The organism is Polyangiaceae bacterium (genome assembly GCA_020633205.1).
Classification (GTDB): domain Bacteria; phylum Myxococcota_A; class Polyangia; order Polyangiales; family Polyangiaceae; genus JAHBVY01.
Window position 1 is genome coordinate 61,729 of sequence record JACKEB010000011.1, and the last position, 24,919, is coordinate 86,647.

Below are 24,919 nucleotides of genomic sequence, written 5' to 3' on the forward strand. Positions count from 1 at the left end.
CACTGGAGCGGCAGCTCTAGCCGGCTGCTGGGTGGGCTGTTTTCAACGCCGGCTAGCCATCGAGCCGGCGCAGTTGCTCCCACTTGAAGGGCCGCGGCCAGAGCGGGGTCTTCACGTCCGCATCGGCAGACAGCCTGAACCACGGCCCGTCGGGGCTCTTCAGCACATGAAAGTTCTGGGCAGGCATGTAGCTCTGACCGAGCAGCACACGTTGGCTCCCGTCAGAGCCACGCACGAGGTCGAGCACCAGCACCGTGTGTCCGGGATTGCCCGGCTGCACAAAGAAGTCCCCTGGCCTGAGCTCGGCGTACTCCACGTGCTTGCCCATGCGAGACAGCGCCACGGTGTTGCTCCAGGCAAACACGGCGTCCATGAACTTGCGGAAGCTCTGGTGGTCATCCTTCGCCTTGCCAGTCGCCGCCCAGCTGATGCTCGCGCCCTTGGCCACGATGCGCTGACCCTGAGCCCAGCGCCGATAGTCGAGAGGGGTGCCGCTTGCCGCGCGGTAAGATTGGTCTCGCCCCCCTTGAGACCAACGCCACTCTCCGTGTAGCCGCATCACCGCGTCAGCACATTGCTGCAGATCCGCGTCGCCCACGTCCAGCGCCACGACCCCGGTCACGATGTCACTCTCGCCATCTCTCAGGCGTCCGCCGGCGTAGCTACGAACAGGTGTTCCGTACGGCAACATGGGCAGGTGGCGCAGCCACGCACCAAAGCTGCCTTCCGCCAGCTCGACCCGAGCAAAGCCTGCAGGAGCCGGCACGCGAACCGCCAGGTCATCGCGGACGGTGAGCTCCGAGTGCTCGGACATCCAGGGATACGGAGTGAGATTCGGCTTGGGCTTGGCTGCTCTGCGGGGAGCCTTTCCACTAGTCCCGCCCTTGCTGAGCCTCGTCGAGGGCGGCGCGAAGTCGCCGGATTCGCCGCTGCTGTGGCTGGCCAGGGAGGCCGTGTTGCTCGGAGCCTGGGGCGGCGCTTCAGCCCGGGGGTTCGTCGATTCACGGGAGCAGGCGGCTAGCAGCAGGCAGAGGAGCACACAGGACGGAGGACGAGCGGATCCGAGTGACATGTCTTGAGCGTCGGGACAGCGCTCCGAAGTGTGACGGCCCTCTCCCTTCGGAGGCGGATTGGCAAAGTGTAGCTCCCGCCCAGCGGGCGTCCTCTGACGACTGAGCGAGCTGAAAATGAGGCCCCAGCAGCGAAAGAGCCTGGAACGCCGGCGACGTCCAGGCTCGATTGGGTGCCGGGGCACGCGGCGTTCACACACCTCCCAGCGTCGACCCGCCTCAGACTCAGCCGAGGCCGCGCATATCGGTCGCCTCTTTGACGCGCTGAATCGCCAGCGCGAACGCCGCCGCGCGCATGGAGCAGTCGCCGTAGCTCTTCATCGCCTTGGCCAGGGACTTGTACGCGGACACCATGTGCTCCTCGAGGCGGCGGTTCACTTCATCCTCACCCCACTTCAGGTGTTGGGTGTTCTGAACCCATTCGAAGTAGCTCACCGTCACGCCGCCTGCGTTGGCGAAGATGTCCGGGATACACACGATACCCCGCTGGTTGAACACGCCGTCCGCCTCGGCGGTGCACGGACCGTTTGCAGCCTCGAGGATGTACTTCGCGCTCACCTTGGAGGCGTTGTCCGAAGTCAGCACGTGGCCGAGCGCGGCGGGTACCAACACATCGCACTGCGCCGTGAGCAAGTCCGCGTTGGAAATCGGCTCGCTGTCAGGAAACTCGACGACGCTGCCCGTCTTGGCGACGTGCTCCACGAGCTTCGGGATGTCGAGGCCGCCCGCGTTGAAGATGCCGCCACGCACATCGCTCGTCGCGATGATCTTCCCGCCCGCCTCGTGGGCCAAGCGGCAGAAAAAGCTCCCCACGTTTCCGAAGCCCTGCACGACGAAGCTCGTACCAGAAACGTTTTTCCCTGCGGCACCGAGCACTTCGCGGATCGCGTAGAGGCAGCCGCGACCTGTGGCCGCTTCACGACCCAGGCTGCCGTGGAGATCGACCGGCTTTCCGGTGACCACTCCAGGGTTGAAGCCGTAGCGACGGCTGTACTGGTCGAAAATCCAGCTCATCACGCGGCCGTTGGTGTTCATGTCCGGCGCGGGGATATCCGTATCGGGCCCGATGAACTCCGCGATCTGGTCGGTGAAGCGGCGAGTGAGGCGCTCCAGCTCTCGTTGGCTAAGCTTGTGTGGATCCACCTGGATGCCGCCCTTGGCGCCGCCGTATGGCACGCCGATCAGCGCCGTCTTCCACGTCATCAGCGACGCCAGCGAACGCACCTCGTCGATGTCGACCTCTGGGTGATAGCGCAAGCCGCCCTTGAACGGGCCACGGGAGTTGTCGTGCTGAACGCGGTAGCCGATGTAGTTCCCTATGGAACCATCATCCATCTCGATCACCAGCTCCACGCGCAGCTCACGACTCGGGGTGACCAACAACGTCTTGTAGCGCGGGTCGAGCTTGAGGATTTCGAAGCCTTGCTCGAGGAAATGGTTGGTTGTCTGGTACGGCGTCATGTTCTCCCTCTTTCCGTCACTTAGCCGAGCGCGCTCCCCTCTAAACTTCCCCGCCCGTAGGCACGACCGAGGAGTCACTCACCTCGTGAGGTGAAGCGCGGCGCACGGCACCTGGCTGCAGGGTAACGGGTTTGAGAACAAAGCGAGAGCGTGTTTCAGCAACGCGCACGCCGCACGCCTAGGCCGCTTTCGACGCGGCGCAGCGCCAGGTGAGCAAGGCTTTGCAACCGCTCGCTCTGGATGCGTTGGGGCGAGCCCCACACTGAGTGGTTCCGCGCGCGGATACGTTCTGGCGGACCGCTGACGTCTCGACGTGAACACGCTCTCAGCGTTCTTGGTCTGCCGAGGCAGCCTGGCTTTGCCGCAACGTGGGCCGACTGCCGTTTGGATTTGGCCAGTGCCGACTGAGGCCAGTGAGCTTGAACCGACTAGCCCTGACGGTGCTGCTCCACGAGCTCCATCACCTCGGAATCGCGCAAGATGTGCTTCGACTCCTTTGCGCGAGCGAGGATGCCTTTCACCAGCTCGTCGTTGGGCTCGATGTCACGCTGCCGCAGCCAGTAGTTCACGTTGGAGGCGCCGGACATATAGCCGATGCAGATCTCCTGCTGCCGGCCGAAAATGCCCGCGGGGACGCCGGAGTAGATGCGATCTGCCAGCCAGTCGTCGCCTTTCTGTTTGGCCTTGATGATGGCCGCGGCGTGGACGCCAGTTGCCGTACGGAAAGCGTCATCTCCGACGAGCGGATAGTTGATCGGCACGTCCCAGCCCACCGCCTTGGCGGCGAGCTGGCAGTACTCGAGCAGGTGGCTGAGATCCTGGCTCTCTAGCAGCCCGAGCAGCTTGAGGTTGAGCAGGATCAGCTCCATCTGCGCGTTGCCAACGCGCTCACCAATCCCGAGCGCTGTGCCGTGCACGCGATCGGCGCCGACTTCGAGCGCGAGGATGGCGTTCACCAGGCCCAATCCGCGGTCGTTGTGCCCATGCCAGTCGATGCGCACCTCGCAGCCCATCGCAGCAACCAGCGAGCGGGTGAAGGTGATCAGGTTGCGCACCCCGTCGGGAGTCGCGTGACCAACCGTGTCACACAGGCAGAGGCCGCTCGCGCCGTGGTCTACGGCGACTTTGAACAGCTCCCCGAGCACCTCGGGGCGGCTGCGGGTCGTGTCCTCGGTGACGTAGCAGACCTCGAGGCCGTTCTTCACCCCGACGTCAATCGCTTCCGCGGTGAAACGCTTGATGCGATCCAGGTCCCACTCTTCCGCCAAGGCGCGGATGGGGCTCGAGCCCACGAAGGCATAGACTTCGACCGGGATGCCAGCCCGCTGGGACAGCTCCACCATGGGCGTGATGTCCGAGGCCACGGTGCGCCCGGCGCACGCCACTTTGATTGAGAGCTTGTTGTTGGTGATTTCCTGGCAAATCCGCAGGCAATCGTCGAACGCGCGGCGAGAGCTTCCGGGCAGTCCAATGTCGGCTTCGTGGATGCCCAGCTTATCCATCAGGTGGATCAGCTTCAGCTTGTCCTCGATCTCCGGGTCCACGACTGACGGGTTCTGCAGCCCGTCCCGTAGAGTCTCATCGAAGAACTCGACGCCCTTGGGGATCACGCGACCTTTGCGCGCGATCTCGTTCCAGTCGTAGATCAGTTCCGGCTCGCCGGGGTTCGAAGCACCCATGTCCCAAGTATAGGACACGTGGGCGACTGGAAGTCCCGCGCCAAGTGTAACGCGCCGCCACTGCTCGACCGGCATCTCAGCCGGTTCGGATGGCGCAACGCGTAAGCCTGCACTCAAGTGCGGACGCTGGAGTTGGAGCCACTTGTTTTAGACCTAAAGAATCGCGAGGGCCTCCGTTATATGAAAGTTGAACTTGCAACTTATCACTTCCATCGGCACCCTCGCCGCCATGCACAGGCTTGGTTGGATCGGATTGCTGGCGGGCATCGCGCTGTTTGGCGGCGCGTGCTCAGGGGAAGACAACGCTGACCCGACGGGGACAGCTGGCACGGCGGGCGCGCCGAGTGGCGGAGCCGCTCAAGGCGGAGCCGCTCAAGGCGGAGCCGCTCAAGGCGGAGCCGCTCAAGGCGGAGCCGCTCAAGGCGGAGCCTCCAACGCCAGCGGAGCCTCCAACGCCGGCGGAGCCGCTACTGCCGGCGGGTCAGGTGGGATGAGCGGTAGCGGTGGCAGCGCAGCTGGTAGTAGCGCAACAGGTGGTAGCGGAGGCGCAGTGGCGGGCACCGCATCCCTTGCAGGGCAGATCGGCCGCACCGCACGCATCCCGAGCGGACTCGATGGTGTCGGCAACGTCTACATCGCGGTCTTTTCGGACAACCCGGTGACCAACATGAACGCAGAGGCGTTGGCGAACACCCTGATCATGGACGCCGACTTGAGCCAGGACGGCACCGGCGTGAATTACCGCGTGGATAATATCCCGCTGTCGAACGAGCCACGCTACGTGGTCGCGTTCATGGACGACGACGGCAATGTCACCCCGGATGACCCCTCCCCCAAAAAACCCGACCTGATTGCCTTCGATGGTCTCTCACCGATCACGGTGACGTTGGCGGCGCCCGGAGTGACCGAGCTCGACCTGGTGCTCAACGCGGAGATCCCATTCTGATGGCCCGCTCTCGAATTCTTGGGGGTGAGGGAGCGCTGGTCGTCGCCTGCATGGCCGCGCTGAGCCTCGCGATGGCTTGTGGCAGCGAGGGCGATGGCTCGCCGGCGAAGAACGCCGGACCCGCCGGTGGCTCGGCGAACAGCGGCGGCAGTGCTGGAGTCGGCGGCGAAGGCAACGCGGGAGTCGGCGGCCTGAATGTAGCTGGCGCCGGCGGCTCGAGCGGCGCAGCCCAGTGTGGCGGGCTCGCTGGCGCAGATATCGGCTTCGACGAGTACCCGTTGGACTGCTCGGGACTCGACGAGTCCACCTCCTACCGCTGCGCGGAGCAGCGCTTCTGGTACACGCTGCGCGCCGACTACGATCAGCGGCCGCAGGCATACGAGACATTGAACACGCTGATTGCGAAGTACGAACCGAGCGGTGACAAGCAAGAGGTATCGAACCTCTATTTCCGCAGGGGACAGCTCGCCATGGCGATGGCCATGGAGAACGGCGACATGAACAAGGTGTTGACCGTCGAACCTGACTTCGACAAGACCTTGGAGTTGTGGCCGGAGCACCCCATCGCACCGACCTGGCGCGACACCATGCGCATCGCCATCGCCGTGGTCACCAAGGACTACGTCGCCGCGCAGAAGCTGTTCGAAGAAGCGCTGAAGAACGTCGAGCTTTGTCCGCTGGGCAACATCCCCTCATTGACCGGCACGACGATTGGTCTGCCGCTGGACACCGGGATCCCCCAGAAGACCGTGGAGCTCGCTGAGTCGTGGGTGTGTGAAGGCGTCGAGTGGTGTGAGCACAACACCTGGAAGGCACCCTACGCGGTGGCTGGCATGCGCTACCACATGGGCGAAGGCTTCGCCCGCGTCGGGCGCAAAGAGGAGGCGCTAGCGTACTTCGAGTCCGCTCGCCAAGCCCCGGACTACGACTCCTGGCCGTACAAGGACTTCGTCGATAACCGTACGGAAACTATTGACGACTTCATCAAGGAACTGAAGGACGTCGGCGAGAGCGAGCCGGTCTTCGACCGGATGTACGCAAACTCGGATTTCGGCTGCAAGTTCTGCCACGGCACGAAGTAGGCCGCAGCAGGCTGGGCGGGGGCGCAGCGGCAGGATACCGGTGCGCCGCAGCCTGAGCCCGCTTTGCCCCACAGCACGCGGCGTATCTGAGGCGGCGGGCAGCAATCGGAGGTGCGCCGACAAACGCGCGCTATAGTGTGGCCGCTTGATTTCCAACGCCACACGCCAGCTGATCCGCGAGCGCCTCGACGCCGAAGTCGGTCGAATTGCCAAGGAGGCGCCGATCCGCGTCGGTTTGTCCTACCCATCGCCGTACCACGTGGGCATGAGCTCCCTGGGCTACCAGCGCATCTACCGCGCGCTCCAGGACACGCCCGAGGTGATGTGCGAGCGCCTGTTCCTGCCGGACGGCGGGGATCGCACCGGGGTTTCCGAGGTAGAAGTCTCCGTCAGCTACGAGAGCCTGCGCCCCCCAACGGACTTTCACGTCTTGGCGTTCAGCGTCGCCTACGAGCTCGAATTGGCGGGTCTCGTTCGCATGTTGGATGCCGCGAAGATCCCGCTGACCTGGAGGGAGCGCGAGCGGCATCACCCGTTCATCTTGTGCGGCGGTCCTCTCACTTTCTCGAACCCCACACCGCTCCTGCCTTTCGCCGACGCGATCATCATGGGCGAAGCTGAGGAGGTCGTAGCCTGGGCGGTGCAGACCATCGCCAGCGCGCCCGATCACCAGACAGCGAGGGCTGAGCTAGCCAAGCACCCGAACATCAGCGTCGCTGAGCAACACGGTGAGACGCTCGGCACCATCGCCGCTTGCAGCAACGCCCTGCTTCCCGCCCACAGCGCGATCCGCACGCCGCACACCGAGCTCTCGAATATGTTCCTGATCGAGACCGAACGCGGCTGCTCTCGGAGCTGCCAGTACTGCGTGATGCGCCGTTCGACCAACGGCGGCATGCGGCTGGTACCTCAAGAGGTGATCCTGGAGACGATTCCAGAAGACGCGAAGCGCGTTGGTCTCGTCGGCGCGGCAGTCAGCGATCACCCGCGCATCGTGGACATCGTGAACAGCCTCGCAGATCGCGGTTGCGAAGTGGGGCTCAGCAGCTTGCGCCCGGATCGCCTGAAAGACGAGTTCGTGGAGTGCTTGCGTCGCGCGGGCTACCGCACACTCACCACAGCGCTCGACGGCCCAAGTGAGCGCCTGCGTGAGATGATCGAGCGCCGCGGTCGCGAAAAGCACTACGAGAACGCCGCGCAGCGCGCGCGCAAATACGGTTACGACCGGCTGAAGCTGTATCTGATGATCGGGCTGCCAGGCGAAACCGATGAAGACATCGACGAGTGCGTCGGCTTCGTCAGCGAGCTCTCCAAGCAGATCCCGATCGCCCTCGGTATCGCGCCGTTTTGCGCCAAGCGGAACACCCCATTGGACCGTCAGCCGTTCGCTGGGGTGGACGTCGTTGGCGCGCGCCTCGAGCGTTTGCGACGTGGACTGAAGGGCAGGGCCGACGTCCGCGCCACGAGCTCGAAGTGGGCTTGGGTGGAGTATGTGTTGGCCCAGGGAGGTAGCGCGGAGGGCCTGGCGCTCGCCGCCGCGGTGCGAGATGGCGGTCGCTACGCGGACTACCGCAAGCACTTCAAACAGCTAGGCCATGTCCCGAATCCAAAACCGGGTGGCCTTGCCGCGGGGAAGCGGCTTCCCTTGACCGGCAACTAGAGACAAACGCAGTACGCCGCCCGTATCGCTACGAGCGGCATACACCGTGGTTGCTGCGCGCCTCAGAGACCGAGGTACTGCTCGATCAGCCCGCACAGGGCGCCGCCGGGGCAGCACTCGGTGACGTTGTACTGTTCGCTCACGAAGCAAACCTTCGCGCCCTTGCTCGGGTAGTAGTAGCTCCAGAAGAAGCACATCTCCTGGTTCGCGCTCTCGCCAAAGCCAACGTTCGAGTTGCTGGTGTTGTCCCACTCGCAGCTGAAGTTAAAGCCGCCGCCTTGGGGCACCTGGAAGGGCGGATCGTAGGTTACCGTCTCGGGCTCCTCCCAGGACCAGTTCGGGACGTCATAGACCGGAGTGCCCGTGTCCGAAGAGCTGGCGACGGAGTCGACGGTCATGTTCGTCCCGTACTGATGGGTGTGCCCCGTGATCGCGAAGAAGTTCGAGTCGGCGAACTGCGACGGCATCTTGAAGAACATCGGACCGAGCTTCTGCGTTCCGTGAGCGGGAACGTTGATGTCAGGGCTGCCGATGAAGAGGAAGTCTGCCTCGTTCTGGAACTGCGAGTCGTCCATCGTGTGGAACATGGACTTGGCGGTCACGTCAACCGGGGTCGGCGTGGTGTTGATGTAGTGGAGCTCGATGCGGATCATCTGGTTCGCCTCGAGGGTGAACGCGACGCCTTCTGGCAGACGGAGCTCGTCGTCCTTCTTCTGGGTGACCATCAGCGGAGCACCCTTGGTGGGATCGAGCGTCTCCACGAACGGAGTGCAGTCGAACGGCGTGAGCCGCTCTTCAGTGTCCGCGGTGCGGTACACGATCATGTGGTGAGACGAGCTGCTGATCACGTTGTGGATAGCGCCAACGTGAATCGGATTCGGGTTGCCGAGGCGGGTGACGATGCACTGCGTGTTCTCGTCGCCGGAAGCCACCGGGATCGGCCCAATGCTGACCTCGAACGTTTCCCCTTGGAAAGGGTTCCCCCCGACCCCCGCACTGCCACCACTACTCGTGCCACCGGTGCTGCCGCCAGTGCCGCCGTTGCCGCCCTGAGCGCTGCCCCCGTTGCCGCTGCCCCCGTTACCCGTACCCGCGTTGCTCGTACCGCCTGAGCCCTCGGTACTATCGGAGGAAGAACCACAGCCGACGACGACCAGACCGATAGCAACAGCCAGACCAGTGAGTTGAATCAGACGCATGATCTCTCCTAAGCGGCGCCGGGGAAGCGCATTCCATACCCGTGGGGCGTTCAGTTTATGGGTCGCGCGAAGTAGTTCAACCGAACGGTCGATATCCTTTTGTAAGCACCCGATATTAAAAGCAAATCCGGCCTCTTTCCGCGCCAGCAGCGACACTCACCGGGGTACGGGGCGACGCCCACAGGTAGCGGCTTTTCCTACACTGTAGCGAGCCTAACCACACGTTGCCCCGCGGAACTAATTTCGAGTTGGATGTGCCGGAGTGCGACCGGGAGAGGGTTGGGCCGGCGTACGCCCGCCGCCGCCCGAGCCGCCGCCACTGCCGCTCCCACTACCGCCTCCGCTGCCCGAACCGCCGCTCGAGTAGCTGTCGTCCGAGTCAGAACTATCGGAGCCAGTATAGCAACACGCCACTCCCGCCACGAACGGCAGGCGCACCGTGACACCAATCACCGCACCCCAGTAGGACTGGGAACCGAGGTTCCGATACGATGCCCCGAGGAAACCGCCTATCGAGAGTTCACCCGCGGTGATGCCAGCGGTGGAGGTTTCTCCGTCATCCGACGAGAACTCCGACTGACCATAGTCCACGAATTCGACCAAGGCCGCGAGCATGCCTCCGGCGCCGACATGGCGATCGTAGTCGTAGTTGGCTAGCAGTAGATCAAAGGTGCCGCGCGCACCCACTCGAACGGACGCACCGGTTTTCTTCGCGGGAATGGCGTAACCGTCGAGCTCGAGATAGGGACCGTGAACGAAGCGCGACTCACCGTCATCGGGGCGCGCACGTTCGAGCTGGTAGCCAACACCCACATCCACCGGGCGATCCGCCATGCCTTCGATCGCGCCGAGAGGATGAAACCCGCCACGCAGGTTGTAGTGGGCGGGACGGGCCGCGGGTTCCTTGACCTCCGAGTTGGCAACGTATCCATTGGTGGCGCCAGTGCCGATGCTCAGCTGCGATGGCGGCAGCACGTAGGGAAAGCAGCCGCCTGTAGGAATCAAGAGCAGCACCAGCCAACTCACGCCGTTGCGGAAAATACCGCCGGGCTCCCGAACCCTGGGCTCAGCTCGCATTGCCTCAACCGTCCGGCGGCAGGACGACTCGGTCAAGGCCAGTCGCATTCGCCTTTGACGTCGGCTGCCAACGCCGTGCCCACAAGAGACCCGGTGGAGGCATATTCGGCTTTCGGTTCGCAGCTTTTCTCGTCAGCAGGGTCCTGACGAGTGGAGAACGAGCTACTCGTCTTCGTCCTCCGCCAACGTGGCGACCAACTTCGCGAGGTCCTTGGTCAGGCGCTCCACGCGGGCCGCGCCAATGCTGGCGCCATACTCGTCAACGATCTCTTCGAGCATGTTGTCCCACTTCGCAACGCACTCCCAGCCGCGCTTCGAGAGCCGGATGATGCGTGCGCGTCCGTCGCTTGGGTCTGGTAGGCGCTCGATGTAGCCAAGCACCTCCAGCTCGTCTGCGATGGCTGCCATGGACTGTTTGGTGATGCCTGCTTTAGCGGCGACGTCCACCAGGCGCGCACCCTCGACACCCAAGTTGGAGAACAGCGCGCTGTGCGAAGGCTTCAAATCATCGTAGCCGTAGGCCGCGAGCTTCAACATCGAGCGACGTTGAAAGTCTCGACTCGCCACGAGGAGCAGCCGACCAAGGTTGCCGTGACGAGGCTCCTTGGTGCGGCGTCGATCAGAGGGGGAACGAGGCACCACGAGGAACGCTAGTCGGCAGTTGCTCACCAAGCAATCGGAAAAGCCTTCTTGACACGCGGAAACAACTCGAGAGCCGTCGGCGGATGCCTAGGTCGCGTCAGCGTATGAGCGCGGTGTTGCAGGCGCGGTGTTGCAGCTGCGCAAGCGATAGACTCGCGTGTGGTGAACGTGGCCAAACCAGTGCAGTCCGTCTTTGTGCACGCCGTCATCGTGGACGTGCTGCGGTCATCGTGAACGCGCAGGCTTCACAGCTTGAACAACGTGCATGACCTTTGAAGGCGCAGCGACAAACAGCGCTGTTCTGCGCTTCCTTCGCACTTTCCTGGGCCGGGTTCGTTCGGCATTCCCGATCGTTCAAGGCCGCTTTGCTCTTACCCTGCACGCCGAGCTTCGGACCAAGCGGACTTCGAACGAACGGACGCGTTTGATGACGAACTGGCGGCTCGGTCTCTAGTTTCCGAACGTAGAAACACACGACAACACTGCTCAAGAACGTTCGCTCTAGTCGATCGAACGCCGCTAGATAGGAACCAGAGAAGGCCGCGGCAAGTGCGAAAATGGCTGGATTCGTGCGCTCTCGCCGCCGCGTCGGCATGCGCGAGGAATGCACCCGTTCGCGTCTGGGGGCCACTCGCAGTCTGGTAGCGCTCCCCGGATGATGCGCTCAGCCCGAGTTGTAACTTGTTCGCGCCTCCCGGCCCGAGTTGTATCTCGACGTGGGAACACTTTTTGCGGCAGGTGTCCACTGACATAGTGAATGCGACCCACCAAGCAACGATCCGCCAGGGTGTGCGCATCCAACGAAGATCCTACCTCGCCAAACTACGGAAGCTCGACTTCCAGGTCTCAGCGTCGATGACCAAGCCGGCGCAGGCGCCCGCTCGAAGTGCTCGGCGTTTCTACTCTGCACGGGACGTACCGGGTACGGCGCAGTAGGAGTTTCCGCGCGCTTACGCGAGACAACCAAGGGGCAACGTCTGGTACCAGCGAGCGCTAACGCCGAGGCGGACTCATCTGTCATGCCTTGCCCCCAATCCGCCTCACCCCGCCTTACTCCGCACGTGGCTGCAGCCAGAATGGCAGACCAACCTGAGGAGATCCGCCGGGTAAGGTTGAAACCAACGGAAGCTCAGGCGCACCTGGACGACCCTTGCTATGCTCGGCGCCAAGGGAGGATGCATGGACGAATCGCAGCGCCGCCGAGTCTGTCAATTGATCGCCGGCATCGTCGTTTCAGACGACGACTTGGATGACAACGAGGACGTTTTCATCAACCGCATGTTGGAGAAGTTCTCGATTCCGCTCGAGGAACGTGAGGTCATTTTCCCCATCATCGACTCGACCGAAGCCTCGGCCGCGATTCTGACACTCCCGGAAGCGGTGCGAGAGGAGGCCTTTGGGCTCTTGATCGAAGCCGCGTGCGTCGACGGCAAGGTCGTGGACGAGGAGCGGGAGTACTTGGAGAAGGTCGCCGAAGCACTAGAACGCTCCGACGAGCTCGACTCCCGCATCGAGGCACAACTCAAGGCGTAGGAACCGGCGTTCCCGCGAGGAAGTACTGCTAGTTCGCGCCTCCCGGGCGCGCTGTGTTGTTGGTTCGCGCCTCTCGGGCGCGACGTATTGCTAGTTCGCGCCTGCTGGGGAACCGTCGCTAGTGTCTTGAGTGTCGACCCAGACGCTCACCTTCCCCCAGGGTTGAAGGTTCAGCTGAAGCGCGCTGGATTGAGCTTGGCGCGAGACGAGTGGAAGCTGAGCGTCGCGAAGGCTGCGACCGATCACGGTCCCCTTTGCGTCGCGAAGCAATGCCCCGCTACGCAACGTAACGACGCGGAGGTCCGATACACCGCTCCCGAACCCTCCCTGGCTCGCAAGCTTGACGAAGCCTTCACTAGAGGCGTTGTGCAATTCGGCGGTCCTCACCCAACCCACCAACTTCAAATGGGACGACGCGTACTCGACCAGGGTGTGGTCCCCCGCTCTGCGGAGTTCAGTCACCAGGCGCTTGCCCGCACTCAGGGCGCACGGCAGCGGTGCGCCGTCGGGCTCGAGCAGGAGTTGGCTGTTGGCATCGAGCTCGCTTTCGCCGAGCGTTGGCAGCACCGGTTGATACACGTCGCCGAGAGCGCTCTTCTTCAAGTAGCCCTGACAGTCCAGGTCGGAGTCACGGAAACGTGCACGGAAATGCCGCGGAGTGCGCGCCAAGATTTCGATCGGAGCACCCGGTCGCAGAAAGATCCCGACCTGCCGATCGGGCTTTGGCAAGGGATCGAGAAGCAAACGCGTCTCCGCCGTTAGTCGCTGCGCCAAATCGCTGCGAGGAACGTAGGCGAGCACGACCGCTCCGGAGTCCTCCAGGGCCACTCGTAGTTCACGGGGCGTTTGCTCGATCACGACCAACTCGAACGGGACGTCGATCGCACGCTCAGCCTCCACCACCGCATCCCCGCCGCGCTCGAAGGTCAGTCGCCCCGCTACGGCAAGCGTTGCCCGCAGCTGGATTCTCTCCCGGTAGCCAGGGCGCAGGTCATTCAGCGGATCGGGCGCGTCTGCTCGAACGCTCGGCGCGGCTGGAGGCACGTCCGGAGCCACACGGATCGGCGCCCGCCTCTGCACCGTCGCGGGCTCTCGGCCGCACCCCGAGACGTACAGACAGAGCAACAGGCTTGCGCCCACGAGTCGCTTGACCCGGAACATGCAGTCAAGCGTACTGCGAGATACAGCCGCCAGGCTCAATCGCGTATTAGATAAGGCGTGGGGAACGAATCGAGCCAAACCGAGATCACTCGTCTGCGCACCCTATTGGTGCTCCGCGAGCTGCAAAACGGCCGGGTGATCGCACACCCAGTGAGCGCGCCCCAACTGGCGAGCATCGGCATCCGCGAGCGCGTGCTGGAGGAGCAGGAGCTCTTCCTCGGACGCTTCCTGATGGAGCAGGACGCCGCCACCCTCAGCAGCTTTGCGATGCCCGAGGGTTGTGAGCTGGTGGTCATCCCTATCGACCTCGAGCGCAGTGACTTGCCGCGAGCGTCGCGCATTCCCTGCCAGGTCGATATCTACGGAGTGACGATTCCAGATCCTCGCGGAATCTGGGTCGACATCGTCTCGCCGCACCACACGGTATTCGTGGCCCGCGGCGAGGACCTGCGAGAGGTCGTCCAGAAGGAGATCGAGCGAGTCATCGCAGCGCTTGATCCGAACCCGATGGATGCGCTCTCGCTGTTTCCCCCAGCGCTCGGCTGCAGCCTAGAGACGATCCACGTGGAAATCGAACGCAACGCCAACGCACCAGGTGGCTCGGTTGCTCGACGGCGTGCGCTGCTCTCTGATCGCGAACAGAGGAAACAGGCAATCGAGGTACTGGCGTCGGTAGGGGAGCTGTGGGCAGACTCACGCCAAGCTCTGCGCCACGCAGCCATGGACGGCGTCGCGCTACGCCAGCCCATCGCGTTCCGGGAGCGTGAACAGCGACAGCTCGCGGCGCTGCTTGAAGCATCTCAGCGGACGAGCGTGCTCTTGGTCGGCGACGAGCTTTCTGGAAGGGGGGCACTGCTGGACGATTGGTATGCCGCTCGTGCGGCAGCAGGTCACGAGGTGCGCGTCTATTCCACTAGCGCGGCGCAGCTCATCGCCGGGATGAGTTCCCGCGGACAGTGGCAGGCCCGCTTGGCGCGCGTGCTGGAAGCCGCCGAGCGCCTGGACGCGATCCTCTACTTCGATGACTTGGCGGATTTGTTCGGTGATCACAGTGAAGGTCATGTGGACATCCCGAGCGCCATGTTGCGCGCCCTGCAAAACGCAAAGGTGCGCGTGGTGGGCCGGATCACGGCGGAGACGTTGGACGTGCTCGAGCCGCGCGGCGTGAGCTTCTTCAACGCCTTTCATCGCGTGCGCGTGACGCCGCTGAGCGTCGAGCAAACGACAGCGATTGTTGCCTCAAGGATCCAAAACTCTACGGAGCAGCGAGTCAGGCTAAGGGAAGACGTAGCGAAGACGCTGGTGCAGCTGGTCGAGCGCTATCAGCCGTATCGCGCGTTACCTGGCAAGGCGATCCGCTTCTACGAGCAGCTCTTGGATTCCCATGCTCGGGTGACCTCGGAGGACCAGCTACTGGACGCAAGCGACGTTCAGCGTTGGCTCTCTCGCCAGACGGGGATCCCCGAAACGCTGCTGCGAGAGGACCTGCCCCTAGAGGTCGAGTTCGTAGAGCAGCGACTCGGCTCCAAGTTGATCGGACAGAAGCCTGCAGTGCGCGCTGTTGCCGAGGCCATCAGCGTGGTCAAGGCGAACCTTCAGCCAAGCGGCAGACCGCTCGCGAACCTACTCTTCGTCGGACCCACCGGCGTGGGCAAAACGGAGCTCGCGCGCAGCCTGGCGAGCTTCCTGTTCGGCTCTCCGGATCGCTTGCTTCGCTTCGACATGAGCGAGTACCGCGACTCACTCGCGGCGGAGCGCTTGATTCACGGTACGGAAAGCCAAGAAGGGCTGCTCACCAGAGAAGTGCGACGTCAGCCATTCTGCGTGCTGCTCTTCGACGAAATCGAAAAAGCCGGACCAGCAGTCTTCGACCTCTTGCTTGGGGTTTTGGGGGAGGCGCGCCTGAGTGATGCGAACGGCCGCACAACGTATTTCCACAACAGCTTGATCATCATGACCAGCAACCTGGGTGTGACGCACTCGCGGCAAGGGCTGGGTCTGTTGCGAGGAGACAGCGACGCACAGGGGAGCTACCAAAGGGCCATCCGAGAACATTTCCGCCCAGAATTCATCAACCGGCTCGACCGCGTGGTGCCCTTCAGCGCCTTGAGCCAACAAGAGATCGAGACCGTGCTGGAGCTGCTCCTGGACAGCGCCTCGCGGCGCCGCGGGTTCCTCGAGCGCGGCGTAGAGCTGAGCCTCTCTCCTGGTGCGCGGTCACTGCTGGCAGAGGGCGGCTACTCTGCTAGCTACGGCGCACGCGCCCTGAGGCGAGAGCTAGAGGATCGAATGTTGGCGCCAGTCGCTGGCTTGTTGAGCCTCATGGGAGCCGAAGCAAAGGGCAGCCAGGTCCACGTGCGCCTACCAATAGAAGAAGCGCAGCCCAACGTCTTCAAACGGAGCCAAACGGAGACACTAGTCTTCGAGCTCGTACGCCGAGGCGGCCGCAAGGCAGCGAAGAGCGAGCTGTCCGCTTTCAGTCAGATCAGTGAGGCAGCTGAGCGTGGCCGCAGCTGGCTCGACTTCGATCCCATCGACGACCTCAAGTCGCGCATCGAGTACCTGCGCACCGAGCTGAGCCAGATGACCCGCGTTCAAGGCGGGAGGCGCCAGAAGCTGATGGGCGCGCAGCAGGAGCGCCTGCGCAAAGAGCTAGGGGATCTGGAGCAGATTTGGGCGGCGGTGCACGGCCCCCTGGAGGAGCTCGAGGCACTCGAAGAGCTGGCATTCTCCTCGCTCGTGGTCTCCGACACGCCAGACCGCGACGCGGCCAATAGCCTGCGGGAGGATGGTCTCCGCGCGGAACTAAACCTCAAACGAGGCGTGGTGCCCGCGTTACTCGCGCGCCTCGAGGGCCGTGACGAAATCTTGCTGATGTTGCGCGAGCTGGACAGCAGTCGCGCGCTCGATCGCTGGTGGCGCGGATTCCCCGAAACCTGCCGCCAGCGAGGTTGGCAGGTCTCCGTGCATCCCCCAAGCAGCATGAAGGCGCCCTCCCCTGGCTGGCCAGAGGGCAGCTTCTGGTCCGATCCCCAGCCCGTCAGCTGGCTGGAGGAGCTCCTGGGGGGCACGCGCAAGTCGGCGACACTACTGCTTGCGGTGAAGGGACGCTTCGCCGGCGCGCTGCTCGCGTTGGAAGCTGGGCTTCAGAGCTTTGGCAACCACAGTGTGCAAGATCGCACCCGTAGTCTGCAGGTGGTGCGCATGGGAGCGCGTGTTTCCCCAGAGAAAACCGCCTGGCAGCACTCGCGGATGCGCCCCCCGGAATTGCCGCGACCGGAGGTGCTGATGAAAGAAGTGCGGGTGAGGTCGCATCAGCTGAGCGAGGAATACGTCAGCTTGCTGCCCCCTCTGCCCGACTTCAGCTACGCCGGCTCGAACTACTGGCAGGTGTTCGACGAAGTGGCCTTCAGCATCCTCGTCCACCAGCTCTCGGGCGGTGGTGAGATCGACGATCTGATCGCAACCACGGGGGTGGGCTGATGCACTTCTCGATACCGGTCTATCAGCAACGCGAGTCTCACGGCCTTCTTCTCACCTGCGTAGGGCTTGGCGGCCTGATGGTGGAGAGCAACGGCGCAAACCTGGTCAAGGCTGAGGCGAACCTGATCAAGCAGCTGAAGAGCGTGATCCAAGGGACCGAGCCGCTGGAGCTCGAGCGCTTCGACAGCAAGCGTGGCACCAAGCTCCAGCGCGTACACTTGGAGCTCAACCTCAAGGTCAACACCAGCAAGGTGAGCTTGAGCGGCATCTTCCCGTTGATCCTCGAACCGCGCTGGGTGGGTGAAGAGCGAGAGCTCATCATCGCGTATCACCCCAGGCTGCCGCACAAGTGGTTTCCCGTGCGTGACGATGAGCCGCTGGAAGCGCTTGCGACGCGCTACTTCGGCAAGGCGTGGGCCGACGTGAAGCAGCACGAACTCGGCAAGCTCGCCACGAACGGCAAAGATCGGCTGTCCAACGTGGCGTTCAACGCGGAGCCGAAGAGCCCCTTCGCCAAGCTCAAGCGCACCACGAACGTGTGGGCAGACCTCGAGTTCGATGAAGAACGCTCTGGCAAGCCCAAGGTGAAGCGCGGCATGCGCGTGCTCCATCGCATCGCAGAGGATTTGACTGCACAACATTCGGGCCTCACCCCCGGCCCCACCTCCCACAGACCTCTACAGGACGACCTGGCACATCTAGTTTGTGGCCCAAAAAAGCACAGCGTGTTGGTCGTCGGAGACTCAGGCGTCGGCAAGACTCGGGCAATCATCCAGCTTGTGCATGACCTACTCGAAGCCGATGACTATCCCACGCATCGCAATCTAGACCGCGTTTTCCACGTGTGGAAAATGTCCGGGCAACGCTTGATCGCGGGCATGAGTCATATTGGAGATTGGGAGGAACGCGCGGTTCAAGTGCTGCAGGACTGCGCTGACCACAAGGTGGTGCTCTACGTGGAGGACATCCACGCGTTTGGCCAGATTGGCCGCCATCGCGGATCGAACCGCAGCCTGGCGGACTTCTTCGTAGGTCCGCTCGCGCGCAAGCAACTCACCATCGTGTCGGAGTGCACCCCTAGCCAGCTCGAGCGGCTGGAGTACGACGCGCCGAGCTTCGCCGACGCATTCACCCGGCTGAACCTCCCGGCGTGTGACCCCGGAAAGACGTTGATGCTCGCCTTCCAAGAGAGTCGCAGCCTGGGGCACAGCGAAAAGGTGCGGGTGGATCCGTTCGCTCTACGCAGCCTGGTCGAGCTCGGCTCCGCGCTGCTCCGAGGCTCGGAGCTGCCGGGCAGGGTGATGGACCCGCTGGACAGCGTGATTCGCGGCGCGAGCGATCCAGAGCAAAAGCAGGTCGAGCGTGTTGGCAACGAACAGGTGCTGGAACATTTGTCCGGGCTCACAGGCCTACCGGTAGCGCTGTTCGAAGCAACCGCCGCGCTAGACGCAGAGCAAGTCGCCGAACGACTCAGCCAACGCGTGATGGGACAACCGGAGGGCATCCGCGCGGCGAGTGATCTCATTCTGCGTATCCGCGCGGGTTTGACCGACAGCAGTCGACCTTACGGTGTCTACCTCCTGACCGGGCCAACCGGTACCGGCAAGACGGAGCTCGCCAAGGCGATCACCCAGTACCTGTACCGAGACGACGCGCGCCTCGTACGCCTCGACATGGGTGAGTTCTCCGGCCCTGACGCAGCAGCGCGCTTGATTGGGGATCGCTACTCACCCCGGGGCATGCTCACAGCGCCGCTGCAGGCGCAGCCGTTCAGCGTGGTCCTACTGGATGAAATCGAAAAGGCGCACAGCTCGGCGCTGTACCTGCTGCTCCAGGTCTTCGATGCGGGACGGCTGACGGACGCCTCGGGAGCCACCGCGGACTTCAGCCGCTCGGTCATCTTGATGACCTCGAACCTCGGGGCAAGTTCACGCGCGCCGGTGGGCTTTGGCGATGCTAGCCAACGTATCCTCGGGGATATATCGAAGGCGGTACGCGAGTTCTTCCCGCCGGAGCTCTTCAACCGCATCGATCGGGTGGTGCCTTTTGCGCCTTTGACGCGCGAGGTCGCCGAGAGCATCGTCGAGGCCGAGGTCTCCAAGTTGCTCGCGCGTCGGGGCCTGACCGACAACGACTGCTTCGTCTTCGTCCACAAGGGCGCTCTACGCCAGGTGGTCGACGCTGCGTTCGAAGCCCGGGACGGCGCGCGAGGAGTGAAGCGCTTCTTGGAGCGGGAAGTCACCAGCCTGCTCACCGACGCCCTCGCTTCCGGTGGGCGGGCCAAGCTGCGCGTGTTTCGCGTCTACTTCGCCGATGGGAGCTATCGGCTCCTCGGCGAAAAACTGGAGGAAGCGGAGAACCCGGGGCAGGAGCCGCCGATGGCTAGGCTCTTGAGCGCCAGCGTCAGCGAGCTCGCCGCTGAGCTACCGAAGTCGTTGGCGCTCCTGGACGAGCTACTCGCAGGCGGCGCCCTGAGTCAGCTAGCGAAGAAGATCGCCCAGCTCACGACCCAAGCAGCAGGCGCGGCTTTCGAAGGGGAAGCCAGCGACGCCCTCTTCCACACCGACGCGTTGCGCACGGAGCTGGTCGAGCTGCATGACCGCCTCGAGCGCATGGTGGGTCGACGCTCCGACAAGCGCCCGGATGGAGACCAAGCGCAAGGCCAACGAACGCCGCACGGTAGGGATCAGCGCATCCGTGTGCCCCGCGGACACCACGATATTCGCAGCAGCTTCAGCGCGCGTGGTGCTCAGCACGAGCTCTTCGAGCTCCACGCTAGAGTGCGCTTCCTTGGCGAAGCACTCGCGAGACTCGAAGACTCATCACGACACCGAGTGCTCATCGAGCTCTCCCAGATCGGCCGTGAACGCCGACGCTTGGAGCATCAGGGTCGCGGTGGCGGTCTGCTGCTTGCGTTGACTCGTGCGTTTGGATCTGGCTTCGGGGAGCTCGCGGAGTTCAGTGCGCGCCTGAGCGACGGTCGTGTGCGCTACGGAGACAAACCGCAGGTCCTTGCGGAGCTGATGGAGAGCTCCGGGAGCAAGATCGAGCACCTGGTGCTGAAGATCGTCGGGCCGCTCGTCTACGATCGTTTCTTTGGGGAAACGGGCACACATGCCTGGACCACCACCGCCTTCGGTTCGGAGCTGGTCCGGGTGGTGGTGACGCGCTCCGAGACCGATGTGCCCTGTGGTGCACTGATCGAAGCACACCTCGAACAAATCCTACGCTTCGAGCGCGCCCTGGACGAAGGCTTGGTCCCGATCCCGGAGAATCCCCTCAAGCTCTTGCCAATGGTGCGCCGGTTGACCTACGACCCGCCCCTCGGCAGCGACGAGCCTGAACGAGGACCGCTACTCGTGGAGGACTACCGTTTGGGTTACGTGGAAGAGATCTCCACGCGCAGCCTCGAGGACGCCATCCGGCGCTGCCTGTGGCTCGGCGTAGGCACCAGCACCCAGGAAGGTGAGGCGTCGTGAGCGACAAGTCCTTGCGGGTCTACATGGTGCGACACGAAGACGGCGGGCGCGTCGGCTTCGTCATGCGCAAACAGGAGCTGCTGTTCGACCAACCGCCGCCAGCGGCGTTCGGGCACACCAACCAAGAGGTGCTGGACCAGGTCGAGCAACAGATGCTGGGACGCCTCACCGCGGGCGACGACCTGCAACGCTACCTCTGGGAGGACGACTTCGCGGTCAACCGCATCCGCGTCGAGGTGCACCCAGCGACCTTCGTCGACAAGCAAGCGGTGGTCGGCAAGCGAAGCATCCCAATCGAGCTTTGCTACGCGTGGAGCAAGCTATCGACCGGTGCTTTCCGCGTGGTATTGCCAAGGTATCGCTGGTGGTTCCTGGTGGAAGAGCTGGGGCTAGCCCCTGACGTCATCCGACGTGCGGTCGCGACAGCACTAGTCGGTGAGAAGGCGGCGTGGGCCTACGAGTTCAGGGCAGCGCACGAGGAGTACGTGCTCAACTGGGAGCCAGCAACGATCCTCCGCGGGTCGCGACGCGCCGGCTCAGAAGCCAGCGAAGACGAGGAAAACGTCGCGAGCAAGGTGTGCACGGAGTGGGTAGAAGAGGCGGCCAGGCGGCGCCTGACGCAGCCCCTCGGCGCTCATCCCCTCGATCAAGAGCTGACGCGGATCGTGGGCCTGAAGAAGCTGCCCTCCGTTGTGGTGATCGGTGCACCGGGCAGCGGGAAGACCACACTCGTCAAGCGCCTGGCCTTCGCCGCGTTGCAGCGAAAGCGCGCAGAGCTCGTGGCCCCTCGCCTGCTGGAGACGAGCATGGACCGTCTCCTCGCGGGAATGATGTACCTGGGGATGTGGCAAGAGCGCGTGTACAAGCTCATCTCCGAACTGACGGACGAGCACGCCTGGCTGTACTTGGGCTCCCTCGCGGAGATCGTCCAACGGTCCATCGATGGCAGCAGCATCGCTCAGATGCTCGCACCCGTCGCGTTGCGCGGACAGCTACCGCTGATCTTCGAGGCGACCCCAGAAGAGTACGCGGCCGCGAAGCTGACGGCCCCTGCGCTGATCAATCGCCTCAAAGTGTTGCGCGTGGAGCCCCCGGACGGGCTCGAGTTGATGTCACTGGTGGAGGTCGGCATTGGTCGCACTGGGCTTTCGAGTGAGCCGGCGGCGAGGCGACGTCTGATCGAGCACCTGGACGCTTTCCGCAGGGATTCTGAGTTTCCTGGCAAGGCCTTCGCCTTCATCGCCTGGCTCGCCAAACAGCCTCTGGCGCAGGAGGGCGCGCAAACGACGGCAGTGGGCCCAGAGCAGATGAGCCGGCTATTCAGCGAGTACTCGGGACTGCCGGTGCGGTTGATCAGCGACGCCTACTCCGCCACGACGCAAGAGATCTCCGCCGAGCTCGACAGGACCGTGATCGGCCAACCCGAGGCTTGCGCAGCAGCAGCGCGCGTCGTGGCGCGCTTGAAGGCGAAGTTGAACGATCCCGAGCGCCCTTTGGGCAGCCTGCTCCTGGTGGGCCCGACGGGTGTGGGTAAGACGGAGCTATCCAAGCGCCTCGCCGAGTTGATGTTCGGCGACGCCGATCGACTGGTGCGCTTCGACATGGGTGAGTTCAGCTTCCCAGGCTCCGCCAGTCGCTTGATCCAGGTGGGCAGGGGCGTGCGGAGCCTCGCGGAACAGGTGCGCCGCCAGCCGCTGAGCCTCGTGCTACTGGACGAGATCGAGAAGGCGCACTCAGAGACCTTCGATTTGCTGCTGGCGGTGCTTGGCGAGGGACGCTTGAGCGACGCACTGGGTCGCCTCGTCGACTTTCGCAGCTGCATGGTGCTGATGACCTCGAACCTCGGGGCGGGTGTGCAACGCGTGGGCGGCTTCAACCAGAGCAGGGACGCGACCGGCGATTTCCAGAGCGCAGCGCGGGACTTCTTCAGACCGGAGTTCTTCAACCGCATCGATCAGGTGGTGAGCTTCCGTCACCTGGATGAGTCGGACTTGTCACGCATCGTCGACCTCGAGCTTTCACATGTGGAAAGTCGCACTGGGATCAAGAACCGTGGGGTGCGGCTAGCTCTGACCAGCGAAGCCAAGCAACTCCTGAGCAGCCTGGGCTACGATCCGAAGTACGGCGCGCGGCCGCTCAAGCGCGTGATCGAGGAGCTTGTGGTCACGCCCCTCGCTGCGCACTTGGCGCGCGAGCCCCAAGCCAGCGCTTTCACAGCGCATTTCGAGCGTAGCGCAGACAGCCTCGAGCTCCGTGTGCAGGCTCGCTAGGGCTGTACAGGCGCGAACTCAGCGCGGCCGAGAGCGATCCAACGAGCGGATCTTCTTCACCAACAACGGCGCGACGTTCGGGTGCTTGTTCAAGTCAGGGTTCGGCGGCATCTCCGACGAGTAGCCCATCGCGGACCCGCCCAAGAGGATCACAGCCTCCAGCTCGTCGTCCTTTTCGCCCTTCTGCCATTCAGGGTCGGTGAAGTTGCGAGGCTTCACTTTGAGTGTGTGAGCTGTCGGTCCATCGCCATGGCCGAACTGGCCATGGCACTCCGCACAGCGGTTTTTCCACACGTCCTGGGCGAGCTGTTCATCCTCGGTTCTTGGGGAACCTTCAGGCCAAGGTGCGGACTTGCCCTGGCAAGAGACGCACAACCCACTCCCCACTAAAGCCGCGACAACCGCCATGTTTCTGCGGCGCATGCGTCCCCCATACCGCAACTTGAAGCGAGCGCACGGAGAGTTGCGGCATCTTTCATGTGAGCAGCGCTGTTTCACTCGTGCAAAGCCTGATCGGGCGTAAGTACGCGTAAACCAGTTGAGCGGTTGCTGGCATACGTCGTGCTCTACGCAGGGTATGGCAAGGTTGAGGGGGAGGGTGCTGTGGGCGTACCGCGCGTTCTTGATGGAGCGCGGGTACCTCGAGTCAGTGCTCACAAGGCTGTCGGATAGAAACCGCACTCTGTTGGCTAGCGATGATTTGCCCTCATGGGTCGACGTCGAGAGCTTCAACGAGGCGATCGCCGCGGTGTTCGACGTTGGGGGCATGCGCCTCGTGCGCGATCTCGGCGCCTACATTGCGGACTTGCTGGTGGATACCCGCCAAGAACCCGATATGGAGCAGGCTCTCGAGCGCTGCGCGAAGCTCGTATCGGAGCTCACTTCGGGCTTTCAGGTGCATTTCGAGCCGCTGCGTCGAGTCGCTGGCCGCATCTACATCCGTTCCGTTGCCGCGCGGCAAAGTGAGCTCGCCGCGGAAGCGTGGGGAGCAGCGATCGAACGCGTGCTGCAACGCAACTGCCAGCGCGCGTGGACGCTGACGGAAGACCTCTTCGAGGACCGAGGGGGCTCTACCCTGAGCGTCCTGTGTGACTGGAAGCGCGCCACCGCTGCAGCGCCTGACAGCCAGCGCATCTTCGCCGCTTGATACGAGTAGCAAACTGAACCAAGCCTGGGCCCCGCACGAAAGCGCGGGGCCTGCTGCGTTTTGTGCTCTGACTGAAACACACGGTTACCCGGTTGCAGCGTGGGGAAGGGTCAAGGGAAACGCCGGCACCGCGCAGCACGCTACGCGCCCCATGACTCGCTTATCCGTATGGTTATTCAGTCACTGTGAACACTCCAAATTGGTCAGGCCACCTGAGGTGTGGCGATGCTGCAGGCTACAGTCAACAGCAGCCCGAGGTTCGAGACGACGCCGCGACAGCCCGAACTTGAGAGGGATATTTCAGGGCTGAAAGGGCCAAATCCGTAAACGTGCGGAAACTCGTCGCGGGGCTCATGGCACAGCCTGTGCTCTATGGAAGTCACTATGGCAATGCTAAGGGGGAGAGTCTTGTGGGCCTTTCGGGCCTTCCTACAAGACCGGGGATTGGCGCCACAGTGCCGCCAAACTACAAACGACTGGGATGACCAGACCGAGCTGATGCATCACACCGCTCAGCGCCTGGAGGCGTTCCAAAGGCGACTCTCGCCGCGCGCGCGAGCGGCGTTGCTCGAGGCTGACGTTCCGGAGTGGGTCGACGCCAAGCTGTGCACTGAGCTGGTGGCCGCATTCGGTGCCATCGAAGGCATCAGCGGCGCGCGTGAGATGGGCGCCTACGCTGCTGACTTCCTGGTCGATCCAAGCTCGGAGCCAGACCCAAAGCGCGTGTTGATCCGCATCCTCGATCTGATCAGCGAGTTAACCCATGACTACGAAGTCCGCTTCGAGCCGCTCCGCCGGGTTGCCGGTCGACTGCATCTCACGGCCCGAGGCCTGAACCAGAGTGAGTACGGCGCCGAGGCCTGGGCAGCGGCGGTGCAAGCGGTGCTACGACGCAACTGCAGCCAGGCGTGGACCTTGATGGAGGACGTGTTCGTGAACCGCGAGGGCTCGACGACCACCATCCTCTGCCAGTGGACCACCGCCCAGAGTGGGCAAGACCGCGAACAGCGCTGCGCGTGAACGACGCGGC

General features: G+C 63.6%; 17 protein-coding genes. 9 read left to right on the top strand and 8 right to left on the bottom strand.

From position 1 onward, the window contains the following. Positions 1–52 precede the first annotated feature (52 nt). The 3 genes from H6718_06960 to H6718_06970 form a co-directional block, all read right to left on the bottom strand. The gene (locus H6718_06960; protein ID MCB9585119.1) at positions 53–1,072 is read right to left on the bottom strand and encodes a hypothetical protein; all 1,020 of its coding nucleotides are present in this window, start codon (positions 1,070–1,072) and stop codon (positions 53–55) included. Positions 1,073–1,295: 223 nt separating this feature from the next. After that, positions 1,296–2,531: a glutamate dehydrogenase gene (locus H6718_06965; protein MCB9585120.1), complete on the bottom strand. Its 1,236-nt coding sequence runs from the start codon at positions 2,529–2,531 to the stop codon at positions 1,296–1,298. Positions 2,532–2,959: 428 nt separating this feature from the next. Then, positions 2,960–4,210 (bottom strand): 2-isopropylmalate synthase, encoded by a 1,251-nt coding sequence (locus tag H6718_06970; GenBank protein ID MCB9585121.1) that lies wholly within the window; start codon positions 4,208–4,210, stop codon positions 2,960–2,962. Between the two features lie 193 nt (positions 4,211–4,403). Between H6718_06970 and H6718_06975 the strand changes: the two genes are divergently transcribed. The 3 genes from H6718_06975 to H6718_06985 all read left to right on the top strand — a co-directional run bounded on the left by H6718_06975 (position 4,404) and on the right by H6718_06985 (position 7,898). Beyond that, entirely contained in the window at positions 4,404–5,156 is a 753-nt protein-coding gene (locus H6718_06975) for a hypothetical protein (protein ID MCB9585122.1), read from the top strand. Then, a complete protein-coding gene (locus tag H6718_06980; protein MCB9585123.1) occupies positions 5,156–6,238 on the top strand; it encodes a hypothetical protein in 1,083 nt (360 codons plus the stop codon). Before H6718_06975 ends, H6718_06980 begins: the two co-directional genes overlap by 1 nt. 145 nt (positions 6,239–6,383) lie before the next feature. Then, entirely contained in the window at positions 6,384–7,898 is a 1,515-nt protein-coding gene (locus H6718_06985) for a radical SAM protein (protein MCB9585124.1), read from the top strand. Between the two features lie 62 nt (positions 7,899–7,960). Here the strand turns inward: H6718_06985 and H6718_06990 are convergent, their stop codons facing one another. The 3 genes from H6718_06990 to H6718_07000 all read right to left on the bottom strand — a co-directional run bounded on the left by H6718_06990 (position 7,961) and on the right by H6718_07000 (position 10,813). Then, positions 7,961–9,097, bottom strand: a complete 1,137-nt coding sequence (locus H6718_06990) for a hypothetical protein (protein MCB9585125.1) — start codon at positions 9,095–9,097, stop codon at positions 7,961–7,963. Between the two features lie 237 nt (positions 9,098–9,334). Beyond that, a complete protein-coding gene (locus H6718_06995; GenBank protein MCB9585126.1) occupies positions 9,335–10,174 on the bottom strand; it encodes a hypothetical protein in 840 nt (279 codons plus the stop codon). A 162-nt stretch (positions 10,175–10,336) separates the two neighbouring features. After that, positions 10,337–10,813, bottom strand: coding sequence for a winged helix-turn-helix transcriptional regulator (locus tag H6718_07000; GenBank protein MCB9585127.1), 477 nt, complete (start codon positions 10,811–10,813; stop codon positions 10,337–10,339). A gap of 1,182 nt (positions 10,814–11,995) precedes the next feature. Here H6718_07000 and H6718_07005 point away from each other — a divergent pair. Continuing rightward, positions 11,996–12,349, top strand: coding sequence for a hypothetical protein (locus H6718_07005; protein ID MCB9585128.1), 354 nt, complete (start codon positions 11,996–11,998; stop codon positions 12,347–12,349). 90 nt (positions 12,350–12,439) lie between these two features. On the opposite strand, the gene H6718_07010 is transcribed toward H6718_07005, so the two are convergent. Beyond that, on the bottom strand, positions 12,440–13,510 hold the full coding sequence (locus H6718_07010; protein MCB9585129.1) for a hypothetical protein: 1,071 nt from the start codon (positions 13,508–13,510) through the stop codon (positions 12,440–12,442). 57 nt (positions 13,511–13,567) lie between these two features. Here H6718_07010 and H6718_07015 point away from each other — a divergent pair, with 57 nt between their 5' ends. The 3 genes from H6718_07015 to H6718_07025 are packed head-to-tail and all read left to right on the top strand — an operon-like array spanning position 13,568 to position 22,742. Next, positions 13,568–16,993, top strand: coding sequence for an ATP-dependent Clp protease ATP-binding subunit (locus H6718_07015; protein ID MCB9585130.1), 3,426 nt, complete (start codon positions 13,568–13,570; stop codon positions 16,991–16,993). Beyond that, positions 16,993–20,472, top strand: a complete 3,480-nt coding sequence (locus tag H6718_07020) for an ATP-dependent Clp protease ATP-binding subunit (GenBank protein ID MCB9585131.1) — start codon at positions 16,993–16,995, stop codon at positions 20,470–20,472. The genes H6718_07015 and H6718_07020 overlap by 1 nt, the downstream gene beginning before the upstream one ends. Further along, the gene (locus H6718_07025; GenBank protein ID MCB9585132.1) at positions 20,469–22,742 is read left to right on the top strand and encodes an ATP-dependent Clp protease ATP-binding subunit; all 2,274 of its coding nucleotides are present in this window, start codon (positions 20,469–20,471) and stop codon (positions 22,740–22,742) included. The genes H6718_07020 and H6718_07025 overlap by 4 nt, the downstream gene beginning before the upstream one ends. A gap of 18 nt (positions 22,743–22,760) precedes the next feature. Here the strand turns inward: H6718_07025 and H6718_07030 are convergent, their stop codons facing one another. Then, complete coding sequence (locus H6718_07030; protein ID MCB9585133.1) at positions 22,761–23,165, bottom strand: hypothetical protein; 405 nt, start codon at positions 23,163–23,165, stop codon at positions 22,761–22,763. Positions 23,166–23,319: 154 nt separating this feature from the next. Between H6718_07030 and H6718_07035 the strand changes: the two genes are divergently transcribed. Continuing rightward, entirely contained in the window at positions 23,320–23,889 is a 570-nt protein-coding gene (locus H6718_07035; protein MCB9585134.1) for a hypothetical protein, read from the top strand. A gap of 498 nt (positions 23,890–24,387) precedes the next feature. Beyond that, positions 24,388–24,909 (top strand): hypothetical protein, encoded by a 522-nt coding sequence (locus tag H6718_07040; GenBank protein MCB9585135.1) that lies wholly within the window; start codon positions 24,388–24,390, stop codon positions 24,907–24,909. Positions 24,910–24,919: the final 10 nt, after the last annotated feature.